The following is an 18,160-nucleotide window of genomic DNA, read 5'->3' on the forward strand; positions in this document are numbered from 1 at the left end:
GCCGTGTGCGAGAATCAGCGGCGTTCCGTGCCCCCTCGTGGGGCGAGTCAAGACACGAGGAGGCAGTGATGAGCAAGCGCGGTCGTAAGCGTCGTGCACGCGCCAAGTCCAGCGCCAACCACGGCAAGCGTCCCAACGCCTGAGCCGGGTAGCGCGCTGAGCGCAACGCCCTGAGACATAACAGACGTCGGCCGGTCACCACAGTGGTGACCGGCCGACGTCGTTCTTAAGCCGTCCCGGAACTGCCCTGGTCAGGCACCGATTCGCACTCACAGCCTGGGTCCTTCGGCCTTGACGGTGATGAGACGGTGAGGTGTGAGCCGCGGAACACGGCCTGATTCGTGGTGAGGGGGCACTGTCCAGCCTCTCACCGAGAAACCCGGTGGTGTCTCGTGGGTATGACCTTGCCGGCTCCTCCTCAACGACGGCGGTGTGACATGAACCTGAGAAACCTGATAGCATCAGACCAGTGGACACTCTCTGACAACTCGCTCCTGCGGCGCATCCTCGTGTGCTTCCTGGGGGAGGTGATCACGGCGGTCGGGATCGCGATCTGCCTGGAGGGCAAGAGCGGTGTTGACCCGTTCACCGCCTTCCTCCAGGGCATCTCCCACGTCTCTGGGATCTCCTTCGCGGCGATCGTCCCGATCGTCAACATCATCATGCTGATCCTCGTCTTCCCCTTCGACCGGTCCATCTTCGGCCTGGGGACAGTCATCAACTTCACCGTCGTGGGTGTCCTCGTGGACTACTTCCGCCCGATCTACCGCAGCTTCTTCCATGTCGAGTACTCCTTCGGCAGCATGCTGCTCCACCTGGCGATCGGGCTGCCGCTGTTCTGCCTGGGGGTCTCCATGTACATCACCTGCGACCTGGGCCAGTGCCCCTATGACGGGATCGCGCCCTCGCTCAGGCGGCACTTCCCGCGCTACAGCTACCGCGCCTACCGGCTGGTTCAGGACATCGTCACAATCTTCCTGGCCCTGCTCCTGATCAGGTTCGACCTCTCGCTGGGCATCGTCGCCCTGGGTACGGTCATCATGGGCTTCTTCATCGGCCCCATCGTCGGTTTCTTCAACAACCACGTCTCCAACCGCCTGGTGGGGATCAGCGGCGACATCTTCGCCGCCTCCGAGTCGTCGTCTGACGAAGGCTCCCCGGCGCCTGCCTGACCGGTGGGTATCGAGGCCTCAGGACTCGGGGCGCTCGACGCCGAGCCACTCGTACCAGCCGCGGTGCAGCACCAGCCAGGCCAGCAGGCCGTATCCGGCCTGGCCCGGGTGCGTGCCGCCGGCGGCGGCGACGTCGGCCGTCCACTGCTCGTGGTTGCGCAGCGGCTCGAAGGCGTCCACGTAGGGCACGTTGCGCCGCAGGCACACCTCCTCGGCGGCCTGGGACAGCTGGGCGGTGGCGTCGGGGTCGGCCTCGGGCAGGGGAGGGGGGCCGACGACGAAGCACTCGCGGTGGTCGGAGGCGGCAGTGTCGAGGATGTTGGCCAGGGCCAGGCGTGAGCGGGCGTAGGAGATGCCGGCGAGCACGTCGGCCACGCCCAGCCCCACGACGAGCCGGTTGATGCCGGTGTGCGTGGAGCGGCGGGCCACCTCGGGCCCCCAGCGGTCGGACATCTGCGCCGTCGTCTCACCGGGAACCGCCAGGGAGGTCCACAGGATGTCGGCGTCCCGGGGGGTGCGGGCCATGACCCGGCCCGTCCATCCCAGGGCGCGCCCGTCACCATGACCGGCCACCAGCTCGTCACCGATGAAGCTCAGCCTCGTCTCACGCATGACAGCGCCTCCTCATGCCTCATGATCCCTCATGCTGTCTTGACATTATCGTGACCTTGGGTTGTAACGGTGGAAGCTGACGGCATTTCGGAGGCTTTGGCCTGCAATGAGCCGGAAACGATCAGCCCGTTCTCAGCGGCGGGCGAAGGCCTGGCGGAGGATCTCCTCCTGCTGGGCGCGGTGGACGCCGGCGGTGCCCACCGCCGGGGCGGCGGCCTCGGGCCGGGAGACCAGCGTGGGCAGGACGCCACCGGTCAGGTCGGTCGGCAGGTGGAGCGCCAGGTAGGGCCACATGCCCTGGTTGGCGGGCTCGTCCTGCACCCACACGAGCTCGGCCCCGCTGAAGGGGGCCAGCGCCTCGGCGATGTCCGAGGTCTGAAGCGGGTAGAGCTGCTCGAGGCGGACGATGGCCGTGCTCGTGTCCCCGGTCTTGGACCGGTGGGCCAGCAGGTCGTAGTAGACGCGCCCCGAGCACAGCAGCACCCGGTCCACGCCCTGCTCGCGCGCCGCGGCCAGGACGGCCTCGTCGGTCTCCCCGATGACCGGCTGGAAGGTGCCGGAGGTGAAGTCCTCCACCGGGGAGCAGGCGGCCTTCAGGCGCAGCAGCTGCTTGGGGGTGAAGACGATGAGCGGGCGGCGCGGGCGGGTGTAGGTGTGCTCGCGCAGCAGGTGGAAGTAGCTGGCGGGCGTGGAGGGCTGGGCCACCAGCATGTTGTCCTGGGCGCACATCTGCAGGTAGCGCTCGATGCGGGCCGAGGAGTGGTCGGGTCCCTGCCCCTCCTGGCCGTGGGGGAGCAGCATGACCAGGCCGGAGCGCTGCCCCCACTTCTGGGCGGCGGAGGTGACGTACTCGTCGATGACGGACTGGGCACCGTTGGCGAAGTCGCCGAACTGGGCCTCCCACATGGTCAGCCCCTCGGGGCGCTCCACCGAGTAGCCGTACTCGAAGGCCAGGGCGGCGTACTCGCTGAGCAGGGAGTCGTAGATCTCCAGAGGCGCCTGGTCCGGGGTCAGGAAGCCCAGGGGCGTCCACTCCTGCCCGGAGGCGTGGTCGTGCAGGACGGCGTGACGCTGGGCGAAGGTGGCGCGGCGGGCGTCCTCGCCGGCCAGGCGGATCGGCACGCCCTCCATGAGCAGGCTCCCCAGGGCGATGAGCTCCCCGAGCCCCCAGTCGATGCCGCCCTCGCGCGTGGCCTCGCGGCGCTTGGAGAGCATGGCCTGGAGCTTGGGGTGGACGGTGAAGGACTCGGGCCAGGCGACCTGGGCGTCCCCGATGCGCTCGACGACGTCGCGCGGCACGGCCGAGGTCCAGCCGAGCATCATGCCGGTGCCCGCCCGCTGGGAGTGGGGGATCTCCAGGGAGGACAGGGGCACGCCCACCTTCGTGGGGTCCGACAGGTCCTGCGTGAAGGTGTCGGCCGCCTCCCCGGCGCCGCCGGAGCCCGTGCCCCCGGTGACCTGAACGCGGGCCTCGGCGAAGACCCGCTCCAGCTCGTCCTGGTAGCTCTTGGCGATCTCCTGGGCCTCCTGCGGGGTGATGTCGCCGCGACCCACGAGGGCGGAGGTGTAGACCCCGCGGGTGGAGTCCAGCGAGTCGATGAGCCGGTACATGAGCGGCTGGGTCATCGAGGGGTCGTCTCCCTCGTTGTGCCCGCGGCGCCGGTAGCAGATGAGGTCGATGATGACGTCCTTGTGGAAGGTGCGCCGGTACTCGTAGGCGTGGCGGGCGGTACGGGCCACCGTCTCGGGGTCGTCGGCGTTGACGTGGAAGATCGGCACCTGCAGGCCCTTGGCCAGGTCGGTGGCGTAGATGGTGGAGCGGGCCGAGGCCGAGCCGGTGGTGAAGCCGATCTGGTTGTTGACGACGATGTGGACGGTGCCGCCGGTGCGGTAGGCGGGCAGCTGGCTCATGTTGAGGGTCTCGTAGACCACGCCCTGGCCGGCGAAGGCGGCGTCGCCGTGAACGAGGACCGGCATGACCGTGTAGCCCTTCTCGCCCAGACCGATGCGGTCCTGCTTGGCGCGCACGATGCCCTCGACGACGCCGTCGACCGTCTCCAGGTGGGAGGGGTTGGCGGCCAGGGAGACGCGGGTGGACACGCCGTCGGTCCCGGAGAAGACGCCCACGGTGCCCAGGTGGTACTTGACGTCCCCGGTGCCGGCGCCCTCGATGACGCCGTTGCCCTCGAACTCGTCGAAGACCTGGGCGTAGGACTTGCCTGCGATGTTGGTGAGCACGTTGAGGCGGCCGCGGTGGGCCATGCCGATGACGACCTCGTCGAGGCCGTCGTGGGCGGCGGCGTCGAGCAGGCGGTCCAGGGTCACGATGAGGGACTCCCCGCCCTCGAGGCTGAAGCGCTTCTGGCCCACGTACTTGGTCTGCAGGAAGGTCTCGAAGGCCTCGGCCTGCTCCAGCTTGGTGAGGATCCGACGGCGCTCCTCGTCGCCGATGTCCTCCCAGTCGCGCTCGAGGCGCTCCTGCCACCAGGCTCGCTGGGCCGGGTCCTGGATGTGCATGTACTCCACGCCCACGGTGCGGCAGTAGGCGTCGCGCAGCATCCTGAGGATTTCGCGCAGGGTGGCCCGATCATGCCCGCCCAGTCCCCGGGTGGGGAAGGAGCGGTCCAGGTCCCACAGGCTCAGCCCGTAGGAGGTGATGTCCAGGTCGGGGTGACGGCGCAGGCGGTAGGTGAGCGGGTCGTTGTCGGCGGCCAGGTGGCCGCGCTGGCGGTAGGCGTGGATGAGCTCGGCCACGCGCGCCGGCTTGCCGGTCTCCAGCTCGGGGTCGTAGGTGGTGTCACGCACCCATGCGACCGGCTCGAGGGGGATGCGCAGGGACTCGAAGGCCCGGTTCCAGAAGCCGTCCAGTCCCAGGAGCTTGCGCTCCACCAGGCGCAGGAACTCGCCGGAGGCGGCGCCCTGGATGACGCGGTGGTCGTAGGTGGAGGTCAGGGTGACGACCTTGCCGATGCCCTGGCGGGCCAGGGTGTCGGGGCTGGCGCCGGCGAAGGCGGCCGGGTAGTCCATGGCGCCGACCCCCACGATGAGTCCCTGTCCGGGCATGAGGCGCGGCACCGAGTGCAGGGTGCCGATCATGCCGGGGTTGGTCAGGGTCACGGTGGTGCCGCGGAAGTCGTCGAGGTCCAGCTTGTTGTCGCGGGCCTTGGCCACGAGGGCCTCGTAGGACTCCACGAAGCGGGACAGGTCCATGAGGTCGGCCTGCTTGATGGAGGGCACCAGCAGGCGGCGCTGCCCGTCGGAGCCGGGCACGTCGATGGCCAGGCCGAAGGCCACGTGGGCGGGCTCGTGCAGGACCGGCTTGCCGGCCTCGTCGACCCCGTAGGAGACGTTCATCGAGGGCATCTCGGCCAGGGACTCGACCACCGCCCAGCCGATGAGGTGGGTGAAGGAGACCCTGCCGCCGCGGGTGCGGGCCAGGTGGGCGTTGATGACGGCGCGGTTCTCGATGAGGACCTTGGCGGGCACGGCCCGGGCGGAGGTGGCCGTGGGCATGGACAGGGAGTCGTCCATGTTCTTGGCGGTGCGGGCCGCCGCACCCTTGAGCCTGGTGGTGCAGTCCTCGCAGGCGTCACCGTCCTGGTCGTGGGCGGGGTGGGCGGCCAGGCGCTGGGCGTAGGGGGAGGTCGGGGGCTCGGTGTCCGACGGCGGCGCCGGTGGGAGGTCGGAGCGCGTGACGTCCTGGACGGCGGAGGAGCGGCGCAGGGTGGAGGCTGCCTGGGGCGTGATGGTGGCCCGGCGCGGCCCACCGGGGCCCGACGACGCAGAACCGTTGGCGAAGCCGTTCGAGGGGGCGGGGCTCGGCCGCCGCAGGCCGGCGCTCGGGTCAGTCTCGAAGAGCTCCCGCCACTGGGGGCTCACAGACGAGGGATCCGCCGACCAGGCGGCCCGCATCTCCTCCACCATCCACTCGTTGGCGCCGAAGCCTGGGCTGATCTGGTCCTGCGTGGGCACGTCGGGTCTCCTCGGAGCTCGTCAGTCTCCCGTTCCGGCACTGGGAGCCTCAGCGGGACCCCGGGGGAGGAACGGCGGCGTTCATCGGACATCCTAGAAGGTGAAGGGCGTCTCATGCGAACAAATACGGGACCAAAGACACATGCGTGTCCGGGTTCGACACGTCGCACTGCACCCGAGTTGTCACAGCACCGGAGAGAGGGTCGCGGTGGTACCGTTCGGTCACTATGCGATCGGCTTTCCGCCGGGCCTCAAGGCGCCGCACCCGCACGCACCGCGCCTCCTCGCCCGCCTTAGACCACCCCCACCCCGACTCGTCCGCTTCCAGCACCCACGCCGCACCCCACGTGGGGGAGGGGCCCGCATGACCGACTGGCTCATGATCGCCGTCGGCGTGGTCCTCACCGTGGGCACCGCCCTGTTCGTGGCCGGTGAGTTCTCCCTGGTCGCCCTCGACCCCTCCACCGTCGAGACCCGTGCCGCCACCGGCGACAAGCGCGCCACCACCGTCCGGCGGGCCCTGGGCCGGCTGTCCACCCTCCTGTCCGGTGCCCAGGTCGGCATCACCCTGACCACCGTGCTCCTGGGCTACACGATGCAGGCGGCCCTGGCGAACCTGCTCACCGGCCTCATGAGCCACTGGATGGCCGCCTCCGTGGCCACCGGCGCCGCGGTCATCATCGCGCTCATCGTCGTCAACGCCTTCTCCATGGTCATCGGCGAGCTCATCCCCAAGAACGCCACCCTGGCCGACCCCATGCGCGCCGCCGGCCTCGTCGCCCCCTTCCTCATGGGCTTCACCACCCTCCTCAAGCCCCTCATCGTCCTGCTCAACGGCGCCGCCAACGCCGTCCTGCACGCCATGGGCATCGAACCCGCCGAGGAACTCAGCGGCACCCGCAGCGCCGGAGAGCTCGCCTCCCTCGTGCGCCACAGCGCCGAGGAGGGCACCCTCGACGCCTCCACCGCCACCCTGCTCACCCGCTCCATCGGCCTGGGGGCGCTCACCGCCGTCGACGTCATGACCGACCGCGGCCGCCTCCACACACTCGAGGCCGACGACTCCGCCGAGGACGTCGTGCACCTGGCCCGCGCCACCGGCCACTCCCGATTCCCCGTCATCGGCCGCGACGTCGACGACGTCATGGGCATCGTCCACCTGCGCCGCGCCATCGGCGTCCCCTACGAGCGGCGCACCGACGTCCCCGTCGCCTCCACCTCCCTCATGACCCCCGCGCCCCGAGTCCCCGAGACCATGCCGCTGGCCAACCTGCTCGTCGAGCTGCGCGCCCAGGGCTCCCAGATGGCGATCGTCGTCGACGAGTACGGCGGCACGGCCGGAGTCGTCACCCTCGAGGACGCCATCGAGGAGGTCGTCGGGGACGTCGCCGACGAGCACGACCGCCGCCGCGCCGGCGCCCACCTCGACTCCTCGGGCCACTGGGTCGTCCCCGGGTGGATGCGCCCCGACGAGCTCGCCACCCGCGCCGCCATCCAGGTCCCCGATGACGGCCCCTACGAGACCCTCGGCGGCCTGGTCATGACCGAGCTCGGCCGCATCCCCGCCGTCGGCGACGTCGTCGAGCTGACTCACGCCTCCCTGACCGTCGACGCCATGGACGGACGCCGCGTCACCCGCCTCCACGTGCGCCCCAAGGACCCCGAGGCCGCGCCCGGAGGCCGGGGACCAGAGGGGGAGCGTCGATGAGTACTCCGCTCGCCCTCCTGACCACCGTCATCCTCCTGGCCGGAAACGCCTTCTTCGTCGGCGCCGAGTTCGCCGTCACCTCCTCGCGCCGCAGCCAGCTCGAACCACTGGCCGAGGCCGGCGACGCCCGCGCCGCCACCGCTTTGTGGGCCCTGCAGAACGTCTCACGCATGCTGGCCACCGCCCAGCTCGGCGTCACCCTGTGCTCCACCGGGCTGGGCGTCGTCGCCGAGCCGGCCATCGCCCACGCCCTGGAGCCCCTGCCGGCGACCGTCGGCGTCGGGCACGCCGGCTCCCACGCCGTCGCCGTCATCATCGCCCTGGTCATCGTCGTGGGCCTGCACGTCGTCGCCGGGGAGATGGTGCCCAAGAACATCTCCATCGCCTCCCCGGAGAAGGCCGTGCGCTGGCTCGCCCCGCCCCTGGTGTGGTGCTCGCGCGTCTTCAGCCCCGTGGTCAACGCTCTCAACGGCTTCGCCAACGGGGCCCTCAAGGTCCTGGGTATCGAGGCCAAGGAGGAGATCGCCGCCGCCTTCAACGCCGAGGAGGTCGCCTCCATCGTCGAGCGCTCCACCGCCGAGGGCGTCCTGGAGGACTCCACCGGCCTGCTCAGCGGCGCCCTGGAGTTCTCCGAGGAGACCGCCGGCAGCGTCATGGTGCCCTTGCACGAGCTCGTCACCCTGCCCCAGGACTGCACTCCGGAGGACGTGGAGCGGGCCGTGGCCTCCACCGGCTTCTCCCGCTTCCCGCTCGTCGCCGACCAGGACGCTGTTGGCCAGGGGGAGGAGCCGGCCATCACCGGCTACCTGCACCTCAAGGACATCCTCTACGCCGACGGCGCCGAGCGCACCGAGCCGGTACCCGCCTGGCGCGCTCGCGCACTCGTGCCCGTCGGCTACGACGACGAGGTCGAGGAGGCGCTGGCGGCCATGCAGCGCTCGGGAGCCCACCTCGGACACGTGTGCAACGCGCAAGGGCGCTTCGTCGGGGTCCTCTTCCTGGAGGACATCCTCGAAGAGCTCGTCGGAGAGATCAACGACGCCATGCAGCGCGAGGAGTACCAGCGCCGTGACTAAATCGTGATTTAAACGGTGAGATCGGCGGCTCCCCACAACTCGAGCCGGCTCGGGCGACCATCGTCCACGGCTGAGCAGACAGTGGTGCACAGGTGCTGATTCGTTCGTATGGTACGTGAATCCGGTTCGCGGCCGGCTGGTCGGATGGAACCTCTGGGGTTTGTGCGAGAAGTGCAGGTCACACAAAGGTGTGCTGGTTCTCCTGGCAAGACCCACAGGAGACGGCTACTGTTTTAACCGAGCACAACAACCCATGCTGTCGCCCTGGCAGCCGCCACGTCGCCACTGCCGGTTTGTCGGCAGCGACGACTTCCCTATGACACTCAGCCACCTGGAGGCTTCTCGCGTGACCCCGCAGCCCATGAGTCGACGCCAGCGTCGCGAGGCGGAACGTGCTGCCGAAGCCGCTCGCCAGGTCGCTGAGGCGCAGGTCGGAACCGTCCCGTCGTCACCGTCGACGACGCACACCACTCACGTCGCCGGGGCCACTCGCCGCTCACGTCGCGACCTTCACACTCACCGCGCCGAGAACGGCGCCGTCTCCAACCCCGTCACCGCTCCGAGCTCATCGGCTCTCCCCGACATCCCGCTCGCCCCGCAGAAACAGAACCACCCGCAGCCCGTCGCACCGATGAGCCGGATGGCCCGCCGGCGTCAGAGCGCCATTGAGCAGCCCGAGCCCACCTCGCATCAGCCCGAGCAGCCGCAGGCCTCGGCGCCTCAGGCGCACAGCGCCGCATCTGCGACCCCGTCCGTCTTCTCCTCCTCAACGCAGGTCGCCGGCGACACTCGCCCCACCCGGCGCTCCCGCAAGGACCTGCGCACCGCCCAGGTCTTCGAGGACACTCAGCAGACGCGGGAGAACCCCGCCGTCGCGAACGTGCCGCAGCCCCAGGCTCACCAGCCCGAGGGCCACTCCAAGAACCGCCACGACCAGCGCCGCTCGCATCGTGGCCACCAGGCCGCGCCCGCAGCGGCACCGTCAACGCCCTCGGCGCTGTCGCCCCTGGTCGCGGCCTCGCTGGCCGAGTCCACCTCAGGGCTCGAGCCGGCAGCCGCTCGCTCCACCGACGCCACGTCGTGGTGGGCCGGCAGCGGCACGGCTCCTGCTTCGCCCAGCGACACGCAGCGTCACCGTCACGCAGCCGCGCAGGCCACCACCCCTGCCGAGCCGGAGGCCGGAGCAACCGCTGAGACCGCCTCCCGTTCCGGGGGGCGCCGCCGGCAACCCCTCTCCGCAGCAGCTCCCGCCAGCGCCTCGACCAAGCCCGTCGTCGCCCAGACGCCGCAGGCCGAACCGTCAACGCCCGCGACGCAGGCGCCCCTCGCTCCCGAGACTCCTCACGAGATCCGATTCTCCCAGCGGATCACGGACTTCCGCGGCGCTGAGACCATCGAGGTCCCCGAGGTCCGCAAGATCATGGCCGCCCGCAAGGCCGGGGTGCCGCTCGCGGACGAGGAGACCATCCACGCCATCAAGGCCGCCCGGAGCGCCAGGAAGACCAAGCCGGCGCGGACGGCCGCCGAGACCAAGCGGGGCAGGGCAACCGATGAGACCTCCGCCCCGACGTCGTCGGCCAGGAGCACGGCAGCATCGAGGCCGGACACCCACCGCGACTCCTCAACCGGGCCCGCCCCCGCCCGTCCCGTCCGCCGTCGCACCGGTTCCGGGATTCTGGGGCGCACCGCCGTCCTGTCGGTCCTGGCCGTGGCCACGGTCCTCGCCCCCTTGTCCAGCCACCTCGACAACACCCCGCTGGCCTCGGCCGCCATCAAGATGCACCCCAGCGGCCCCGCCACGCAGAGCCCGGCCGCCGGCGGAACGAAGGCCTCCTCCGTGGCCAGCGCCGTGCTCGGCAGTGACGACCTGGACGAGGACTCCGACACCCAGCTGTCCAACGTGCCCGACGCCGCCACCCGGGCCAGGATCCGCGAGGCCTTCCAGAACGCCGCCAAGACCTGCTCCTCGGCAACCGGCGCCTCCGGCGACACCAGCGCCTTCAGCTCCAAGCCGCAGCTGTTCTACCCGATGCTTCCGGGCACCTACGAGATCTCCTCGGAGTACGGTTACCGCACCCACCCCACCCTCGGCTACCGCAAGCTGCACGCCGGTCAGGACATGGCCGCCCCCGTGGGGACACCCATCTATGCGGCCGCCGCAGGCACCGTCACCACCGCCGGCATGGTCGACGGCACCGGAACCATCACCATCAAGCACGAGATCGACGGCCAGGTCTGGTACACCAGCTACCTGCACATGTACGAGGACGGCATCCACGTCAAGGTCGGTGACACCGTCACGGCCGGGCAGATGATCGCCGGCGTGGGCAACACGGGCCGGTCCTCCGGATCTCACCTGCACTTCGAGGTGCGTACCAAGGACGACACCGCCGACGAGTCCACCGTGGAGCCGTGGGGCTGGCTCAAGCAGCACAACGCCGTCGAGCTCACCACCAACTGCAGCTGAGGGAGACCCACTGTGCCGCCTGCCGCGTCACGAACCCGCCGTCCTGCCGTCATCGCCCACCGCGGCGGCGGACGCGAGGTTCCTGAGAACACCTGGAGCGCTGTCGAGCACGTGGCCGCGCTCGGGCTGGAGTGGATGGAGACCGACCTGCGGCTGACCGCCGACGGCATCGTCGTGTTCAGTCATGACGAGGACCTGCGCCGAACCGCGAACGACCCCCGCACCGTGGGGGAGGTCATGTGGGCCGAGCTGGCCGACCTCGACCCCGGTGACGGGCGCGGCTTCGTCCGACTCGACGACGCCCTGTACGCCCACCCGGCGATGAAGTTCAACATCGACCTCAAGGACTCCAGCGTCGTCCAGGCCACCCTGCAGACGGTGCGTGACGCCCAGGCCCTCGACCGAGTCCGGTTCGCCTCCTTCTCCGCTCGTCGGCTGGCCGTGCTGCGCCGCCAGGAGCCGCGGGCCATGACCTCCCTGGGCGTCAGTGATGTGCTCGGCCTCATGCTGCGCAGCGAGGCGGCCGTCCCCCTGCCCCAGACCCGCTGGGGCTGGACGCGCGGCAGGGTCGACGCCGTCCAGGTGCCGGAGAGCTACCGCGGCGTCCCGGTGGTCACCCGCCGCTTCGTCGCCTCCGCGCACACCGCGGGCCTGGAGGTCCACGTCTGGACGGTGGACGATCCTGAGCGGATGCGCCACCTGGCGGACCTCAACGTGGACGCCATCATGACCGACGTCCCCAGCCTCGCCCTGAAGACCCTGGGGTGACGTTGGGCGAGGGGAGTCGCACCGCTGAGCAGCGGTGTGAGAAATCTTGCTCGCCTCCTTCCTCGGTACTACCATAATGTGGTGAGGTTCGAGTTCAGCGATTCTGCGGACAAGCATGGCGTTCCCCGCTCCGATGCGGAGTACGCCGTCATGCACCACGTCGACTACGAAATCCTCCAACCCCGCCGTCCAGGCGAGCAGTCATTCATGTTCGTCGGCCTGCCCCACCCGCAGGCACTGCGCTACCTCGAAGTCGGCGTCGCCGTTGACGGTCGCGGCCGACGCACCATCTTCCATGCCATGGAGGTCACTGATCTCTACCGTCACCTTGTTCCGCCCGCCGACCACTGACCGACCAGATAGAGCCGCTATGTCTCCTGATTCCACACGCGCCCCTTTCACTGATGCTGAGCAGGTCTACTACAACCAGCTCGATGAGGACGTCACCGCAGGCCGCATCCCCACCGTCGGACGCGGAGCCCGCCGCGACGGCTCACGCATCAGCGACACCGACCTCGACGCCATCCTCCGCGGCCGCCCAGGTCTCGGACAGGCCCACGCCACCGGCCGTGGACGCTCCCCACGCCGCCAGGTCCGTCTTCCGGAGCACACCAACGCGGCTCTTGACGCCTACATCGAGAAGCACGGCACTACCGCCAGTGCCGTCATCCGTGATGCCGTTGAGGCTTATCTTTCCCATCAGAACACGCCAGCCGCATGATGACCGGTCTGAGCCGTGGACACACTGTTGCCCCGTGGTCATACCTCGAATACATGAGCAGGCCCCCGTCGCGGGTGGCGACGGGGGCTCGGAGGTGGTGCCCCGGACAGGATTCGAACCTGCGACCTTCTGCTCCGGAGGCAGACGCTCTATCCACTGAGCTACCGGGGCCCGAGGCGTGACTGTACCAGCGTCCCGGCCCCGGAGCGAAACCGGATCGAAACTGCGACATGTCCCACGATGTCCGGCGGTTGCCGGTCTCCCTCGTGATTCGGCCCCTTGTTGACGGTACGCTGACGCGCGTGACCCCAGAAGAGCTTGCCGCAGCCATCCGCACCGTCCTGGAGGAGGCCTCCGCCGAGGGCTCCCTCGCCCTGCCCGCCGCCGAGATCCCCGACCCCCGCGTCGAGCGTCCCCGCAACCGTGACCACGGTGACTGGTCCACCAACGTTGCCATGCAGCTGGCCAAGAAGGCCGGCACCAAGCCGCGCGATCTCGCCGAGCTCCTCGTCCCTCGTCTTGAGGCCCTCGACGGCGTTTCCTCCGTGGAGGTCGCCGGCCCCGGCTTCCTCAACATCCGCCTCGATGCCGCCAGCGCCGGTGCGCTCGCCCGCTCCATCGTCGAGGCCGCAGAGGCCTACGGCCGCAACGACTCCCTGAGCGGCCAGCACATCAACCTCGAGTACGTCTCGGCCAACCCCACCGGGCCGGTCCACCTGGGTGGCGCCCGTTGGGCCGCCGTCGGCGACTCCCTGGCCCGAATCCTGTCCGCCTGCGGCGCCCAGATCACCCGGGAGTACTACTTCAACGACCACGGCACCCAGATCGACCGCTTCGCCGAGTCCCTGCTGGCCTCCGCTCGCGGCGAGCAGACCCCCGAGGACGGCTACGGCGGCGCCTACATCGGTGAGATCGCCCAGCAGGTGACCGCCGACGAGCTCGCCGCCGGCCGCCCCGACCCGGCCACCCTGTCCGACGCCGAGGCCACCGAGGTCTTCCGCGCCCGCGGCGTCGACCTCATGTTCGCCGCCGTCAAGGCCGAGCTGCACGACTTCCGCTCCGACTTCGACGTCTTCTTCCATGAGGAGTCCCTGCACACCTCCGGCGCCGTCGAGCGCGCCATCGCCCGCCTGCGCGAGCGCGGCGTCATCGAGGAGCGTGACGGCGCCACCTGGCTGCGCACCACCGACTTCGGGGACGACAAGGACCGGGTCCTCATCAAGTCCGACGGAAACTCCTCCTACTTCGCCGCCGACCTCGCCTACTACCTGGACAAGCGCGAGCGTGGCACCGACTGCGCCATCTTCCTGTTCGGGGCCGACCATCACGGCTACATCGGCCGGATGATGGCCATGTGCGCGGCCTTCGGCGACGAACCCGGTGTCAATATGCAGATCGTCATCGGCCAGTTCGTCAACCTTGTCAAGGATGGTCAGCCCGTGCGCATGTCCAAGCGCGCCGGCACCATCGTGACACTCGGCGACCTCGTTGACGCCGTCGGCGTGGACGCCGCCCGCTACGCCCTGGCCCGCTCATCCATGGACTCCGCCATCGATATCGACCTGAACCTGTTGGCCTCCACCTCGAGCGAGAACCCGGTGTACTACGTCCAGTACGCCCACGCCCGGACCCGCAACGTGGCCCGCAACGCTGCCGAGCACGGCGTGAGCCGTGACTCGAACGAGGCGCCCTTCGAGCCCGCCGCCCTGGACGATCCGGCCGACGCCGCCCTGCTCGGCGTACTCGCCCAGTTCCCGGCAGTCGTCGCCCAGGCCGCGCAGCTGCGCGAGCAGCACCGCGTGGCCCGCTACCTCGAGCAGCTCGCCGCCGCCTACCACGCCTGGTACGGCGCCACCCGCGTCACCCCCCGTGGGGACGACGCCGTGGGCGCCGGGCACGTGGCCCGCCTGTGGCTCAACGACGCCGTCGGGCAGGTCCTGGCCAACGGGCTCGACCTGCTGGGCGTGAGCGCACCCGAGAGGATGTGAGAGCCGATGGCCGACCAGGTGCCCGCCGGTGAGCCGTCCCCGGGGGCGCTGGCCTGTCCTGAGCCCGAGGACCGTCCCGACCTGTGGCCCACCACGGCGCGGCGCACGGCCGCCGGCGAGCTCGCCCTGGGCGGGCTGACCGTCTCCGAGATCCTCACTGAGGCCCCCAGCCCCGTCTTCGTCCTGGACGAGGCCGACCTGCGCGGTCGCGCCGCCTCCTGGGCCGCCGCCATGCATGAGGAGTTCTGGCCCAGCTACGGCATGGCCGGGGGAGAGGCCTTCTACGCCGGCAAGGCCTTCCTGACCACCAAGGTCGCCCAGTGGGTCCTTGAGGAGGGCATGGGCATCGACACCGCCAGCCGCGGCGAGCTCGCCGTGGGACTGGCCGCCCTGCAGGAGGTGGACGGGTCGGAGGCCACCACGGACGCCACCCGTCTGGGCCTGCACGGCAACGGCAAGACACAGGCCGAGATCGCCGTCGCCCTCACCCACCACGTGGGCCACCTCGTCCTCGACTCCCTCGAGGAGGTTGACCTCGCCGTCCGCGCCGTGCGCGAGCTGCGCGCCAGCGGCGTCTACGGGCCCGAGGAGACCGGCAAGGTCATGGTGCGCCTGACCACCGGCGTGCACGCCGGTGGCCACGAGTACATCTCCACCGGCCACGAGGACCAGAAGTTCGGCCTCTCCGTCCACGGGGGCGCTGCCCGGCAGGCCATCGACGCGATCATCGCCGCCCCCGAGCTCGAGCTGCACGGGCTGCACTCCCACATCGGCTCCCAGATCCTGGACCTGGCCGGCTTCCGGAAGGCCGTCGGCATTGTCCTCACCCTGCGCCACGAGGTCGCCGTCGACACCGGGCACCTGTGCCCGGAGGTCGACCTGGGCGGCGGTTACGGCATCGCCTACACCGGGGCCGACCCGGTGCCGCCCAGCCCGGCGCAGGTCGCCCGCACCCTGGCCGAGGCCGTGCGCGAGACCTGCGCGCGCCTCGGAGACGAGGTCCCCACCGTCTCCATCGAGCCCGGCCGCGCTGTCGCCGGACCGACGACGGTCACCCTCTACACCGTCACCGGCCTCAAGCACGTGGCGCTGGGGGATGGGGCCTCGCGCCTCTACGTGAGCGTCGACGGCGGCATGAGCGACAACATCCGCCCCGCCCTCTACGAGGCCGCCTACACGGCCCTCGTCGCCAACCGCCGCCCCGACCCGCAGGCCGGGCTGGTGCGCAGCCGGGTGGTGGGCAAGCACTGCGAGTCCGGCGACGTCGTCGTGCGTGACGTGGACCTGCCCGCGGACCTGGCCGTCGGCGACGTGCTGGCCGTGCCCGCCACCGGTGCCTACGGGCGCTCCATGGCCTCCAACTACAACCTCTTCACCCGCCCCGGCGTGCGCTGGGTGCGCGAGGGCGAGTCGGGCTGGGTTCTGCGCCCCGAGACCATCGAGGACCTCCTCCGCCTGGAGGGCTGAGTCCCTGTATAGACTCCGGGCATGGGTGACAGTGACCGGGACTACCGCAAGACTTTCTACAGCGCGCTGAACGTCCATCAAGGCGCTCAGATGCTCAGCGAGGAGGAGGAGTTCGAGCGCTACTACGTCCCGATCTACGCCCGGCCCGACGGCCCGGCTGGGCCGGATCTGGTTGCGGAGATCGCCACGGCGATCGACTTCACCGCCGGAGGGTCGGTTCAGTTGCTCTCCGGCTACCGCGGCGCGGGAAAGACCACTGAGCTCCTGCGCCTCAAACGGGAGCTGGACCGTGAGGTCTACCTCCCCGTCTACTTCGACATCGAGGACTACTTCAACACCGAGCTCCCACTGGAGGCGGCGACTTTTCTCGTCGGCCTCGCCGCCGGCTTCGTTGACAACTGCGAGGAGATCGACGGGCTCAAGCAGAGTCTGTACCGCCGGGTTCAGACGTTCTTCCAGCGACTCGACATCGATGCTGAACTCAGCGCCTCCGTCAGCGGGGGGCCGGCCTCTCTTGACCTAAGGGCGAGGTTTCGTGATGACGAGAGCTTCCGGGCGCAGGTCAAGGCGGCCCTGGAGTCCAACCGCAAGACCTTCAAGGAGGAGATGCACGCCTTCTTCAACGATCTGGCGAACAGCCTGCCCGGGAACAGGACACCGGTCTTCATCGTCGACTCCATTGATCACTATCGGGGGCGTTCCTCCACCTTCGACGAGGTCCGCGACTCCGTGGAGGCATTGTTCTCCCACTACGCCTCAGAACTGGCGCTGCCTGGGATGCACGTGGTCTACACGGTGCCGGTGTACGTCAAACCTACGGGATGGGGCGGGGAGGTCTGGCCTGTCCTCAACGTCAAGGTGCGGGAGCGCAGCGGCGAGGACTGTCAGGAGGGCATCGACCTGCTGCGTCAGGTGCTGGCTCAACGCGCCCCGAATGGCGATGTGGAACGACTCCTGGGCGCGGAGACGGACCGGGTCATCCGGGCCTCGGGTGGCCTGTTCCGTGACCTGTTCCGCCTGGTTGCGGGCCTCCTACTCAAGAACGGCCCGCTTCCCGTGAGACCCGAGGATGTCGACCAGGTGGAGCGCCAACAGCGCTCGCAGGCTGTCGTCGGGTTGACTCAGGAGCAGTGGGAGATCCTTCGCCAGGTGAAGGAGACCCAACAGCTTATCGTGCCGCGAGAGCTGACCTCGGAGGCCTGGACTCTCCAGGCGCTTGGGTATGTGCTGTGCTACCGCAACGGAACTGTTGACTGGTGGGGTGTGAATCCCCTTTTGGAGCCCCTCCTCGACGAGGACTAGCATGCGCGTCCCTACTGCCCCCTCGACGGTGAGCATTGACCAAGCTTGGTCGGATCTGCGCCGCCACCTGGAATGGACGAGGAATGAGCCCAGCGTCGTGATAGCTGCGGCCCAGACTCGTGCCCAGACCCAGGACCTCAAGGAACGCGCCGCACTGTGGTGCCGACGGGTGCATGAGCCCTGGAACGAACCGGAGTGGTATCTGGCCTCTTGGCTGCGCCGCCACCTCCCCGTTCCCGGTGCTCTCTTCCTGGATCTGTGGGATGACGAGGTACGTCGTAGCGTTTTGCACGCACTCAACGAGATGCGGATTCGTCTGGCCCGTCCCGGGGGCGGATGCGTCATCGTCTGCGGACCGATCGCCTTACTGGGTGACGCTGCCCGTGAGGCCGCGGACCTGTGGTCCATCCGGTCCTTGACCTGCGTCATCGGTTCCAGTTCCGGGGAGTTGGCGGATCGGCCGCAGCGCCGCGAAGAGGACGACAGCTCTGGCTCCATAGGAGTAGGTGATGGATCTCGGTACCGCTCGACCTGGAGTATCACGGTTCCGCCGGATCAGCGGACCCCCGAGCTCGTCGTCACTATCCGGGAGACGGACCGGGCCCGGCGCCTGCTGCCTACCGAGCCCTGGAAGGCCAGGGAGATTCTGGATGCTCTGCCCGAGGATCCGTCCCCACTGGCGGTGGCTTTCAGGGGACTGACCCGTGCGGAGATCGGCGGACTGCTGGACGACACTGTCACCGTAGAGGTGAATCTCAAGGCCGTCCTGGAGACCCTTGCTGATTTTCCGGCCCCTCTCCGTTCCCAGGTGGCGGATGCGGTTCTGTCCATCGCCATGACCTTCGGAGTTGTTGACGTCGCCGAGCCAGCAGCTCGGGAACTGGAGTGGTTGGCTCGGGGGTTGGAG

The 18,160-nt window shown here is 69.6% G+C and carries 14 protein-coding genes and 1 tRNA gene; 12 read left to right on the top strand and 3 right to left on the bottom strand.

What is annotated here, in order from left to right:
- Positions 1 to 68: 68 nt before the first annotated feature.
- Positions 69 to 143, top strand: a complete 75-nt coding sequence (locus tag BKH32_RS14755) for a 50S ribosomal protein bL37 (protein ID WP_370538935.1) — start codon at positions 69 to 71, stop codon at positions 141 to 143.
- Positions 144 to 437: 294 nt separating this feature from the next.
- Positions 438 to 1,172, top strand: coding sequence for a YczE/YyaS/YitT family protein (locus tag BKH32_RS07915; protein WP_075249431.1), 735 nt, complete (start codon positions 438 to 440; stop codon positions 1,170 to 1,172).
- A gap of 18 nt (positions 1,173 to 1,190) precedes the next feature.
- On the opposite strand, the gene BKH32_RS07920 is transcribed toward BKH32_RS07915, so the two are convergent.
- Positions 1,191 to 1,784, bottom strand: coding sequence for a GDSL-type esterase/lipase family protein (locus BKH32_RS07920; RefSeq protein WP_003785741.1), 594 nt, complete (start codon positions 1,782 to 1,784; stop codon positions 1,191 to 1,193).
- Between the two features lie 132 nt (positions 1,785 to 1,916).
- Positions 1,917 to 5,756 (bottom strand): multifunctional oxoglutarate decarboxylase/oxoglutarate dehydrogenase thiamine pyrophosphate-binding subunit/dihydrolipoyllysine-residue succinyltransferase subunit, encoded by a 3,840-nt coding sequence (locus BKH32_RS07925; protein WP_075249432.1) that lies wholly within the window; start codon positions 5,754 to 5,756, stop codon positions 1,917 to 1,919.
- Between the two features lie 364 nt (positions 5,757 to 6,120).
- On the opposite strand from BKH32_RS07925, the gene BKH32_RS07930 reads away from it, so the two are divergent.
- The 6 genes from BKH32_RS07930 (at position 6,121) to BKH32_RS07955 (ending at position 12,496) form a co-directional block, all read left to right on the top strand.
- Positions 6,121 to 7,464, top strand: coding sequence for a hemolysin family protein (locus BKH32_RS07930; RefSeq protein WP_075249433.1), 1,344 nt, complete (start codon positions 6,121 to 6,123; stop codon positions 7,462 to 7,464).
- Positions 7,461 to 8,540 carry a hemolysin family protein gene (locus tag BKH32_RS07935; protein ID WP_075249434.1) on the top strand — a complete coding sequence of 360 codons (1,080 nt, stop codon included), beginning with the start codon at positions 7,461 to 7,463 and terminating at the stop codon, positions 8,538 to 8,540. The genes BKH32_RS07930 and BKH32_RS07935 overlap by 4 nt, the downstream gene beginning before the upstream one ends.
- A gap of 346 nt (positions 8,541 to 8,886) precedes the next feature.
- Positions 8,887 to 11,007 (top strand): M23 family metallopeptidase, encoded by a 2,121-nt coding sequence (locus BKH32_RS07940; RefSeq protein ID WP_256691367.1) that lies wholly within the window; start codon positions 8,887 to 8,889, stop codon positions 11,005 to 11,007.
- A 12-nt stretch (positions 11,008 to 11,019) separates the two neighbouring features.
- Positions 11,020 to 11,775 (top strand): glycerophosphodiester phosphodiesterase, encoded by a 756-nt coding sequence (locus tag BKH32_RS07945; protein ID WP_075249436.1) that lies wholly within the window; start codon positions 11,020 to 11,022, stop codon positions 11,773 to 11,775.
- Positions 11,776 to 11,856: 81 nt separating this feature from the next.
- Complete coding sequence (locus BKH32_RS07950) at positions 11,857 to 12,126, top strand: hypothetical protein (RefSeq protein ID WP_075249437.1); 270 nt, start codon at positions 11,857 to 11,859, stop codon at positions 12,124 to 12,126.
- Between the two features lie 19 nt (positions 12,127 to 12,145).
- A complete protein-coding gene (locus BKH32_RS07955) occupies positions 12,146 to 12,496 on the top strand; it encodes a ribbon-helix-helix domain-containing protein (protein ID WP_075249438.1) in 351 nt (116 codons plus the stop codon).
- Between the two features lie 95 nt (positions 12,497 to 12,591).
- On the opposite strand, the gene BKH32_RS07960 is transcribed toward BKH32_RS07955, so the two are convergent.
- Positions 12,592 to 12,667: transfer RNA gene (locus tag BKH32_RS07960), tRNA-Arg, on the bottom strand.
- Between the two features lie 131 nt (positions 12,668 to 12,798).
- On the opposite strand from BKH32_RS07960, the gene argS reads away from it, so the two are divergent.
- The 4 genes from argS to BKH32_RS07980 form a co-directional block, all read left to right on the top strand.
- Positions 12,799 to 14,484, top strand: a complete 1,686-nt coding sequence (argS, locus tag BKH32_RS07965; protein ID WP_075249439.1) for an arginine--tRNA ligase — start codon at positions 12,799 to 12,801, stop codon at positions 14,482 to 14,484.
- Between the two features lie 6 nt (positions 14,485 to 14,490).
- Positions 14,491 to 15,951, top strand: coding sequence for a diaminopimelate decarboxylase (lysA, locus tag BKH32_RS07970; RefSeq protein ID WP_075249440.1), 1,461 nt, complete (start codon positions 14,491 to 14,493; stop codon positions 15,949 to 15,951).
- Between the two features lie 21 nt (positions 15,952 to 15,972).
- The gene (locus tag BKH32_RS07975; RefSeq protein WP_075249441.1) at positions 15,973 to 17,253 is read left to right on the top strand and encodes an ATP-binding protein; all 1,281 of its coding nucleotides are present in this window, start codon (positions 15,973 to 15,975) and stop codon (positions 17,251 to 17,253) included.
- Positions 17,254 to 17,422: 169 nt separating this feature from the next.
- The coding region (locus BKH32_RS07980; RefSeq protein ID WP_143222769.1) for a hypothetical protein at positions 17,423 to 18,160 on the top strand (738 nt) is incomplete at its 3' end.

Origin of the sequence: Actinomyces oris (assembly GCF_001929375.1) — a bacterium.
Classification (GTDB): domain Bacteria; phylum Actinomycetota; class Actinomycetes; order Actinomycetales; family Actinomycetaceae; genus Actinomyces; species Actinomyces oris_B.

Bases quoted from the DNA above. Each gene is read 5' to 3' on its own strand.
- BKH32_RS07915 (WP_075249431.1), top strand. From the start codon at position 438: ATGAACCTGAGAAACCTGATAGCATCAGACCAGTGGACACTCTCTGAC.
- BKH32_RS07920 (WP_003785741.1), bottom strand. From the start codon at position 1,784: ATGCGTGAGACGAGGCTGAGCTTCATCGGTGACGAGCTGGTGGCCGGT.
- BKH32_RS07930 (WP_075249433.1), top strand. From the start codon at position 6,121: ATGACCGACTGGCTCATGATCGCCGTCGGCGTGGTCCTCACCGTGGGC.
- BKH32_RS07935 (WP_075249434.1), top strand. From the start codon at position 7,461: ATGAGTACTCCGCTCGCCCTCCTGACCACCGTCATCCTCCTGGCCGGA.
- BKH32_RS07955 (WP_075249438.1), top strand. From the start codon at position 12,146: ATGTCTCCTGATTCCACACGCGCCCCTTTCACTGATGCTGAGCAGGTC.
- lysA (WP_075249440.1), top strand. From the start codon at position 14,491: ATGGCCGACCAGGTGCCCGCCGGTGAGCCGTCCCCGGGGGCGCTGGCC.
- BKH32_RS07975 (WP_075249441.1), top strand. From the start codon at position 15,973: ATGGGTGACAGTGACCGGGACTACCGCAAGACTTTCTACAGCGCGCTG.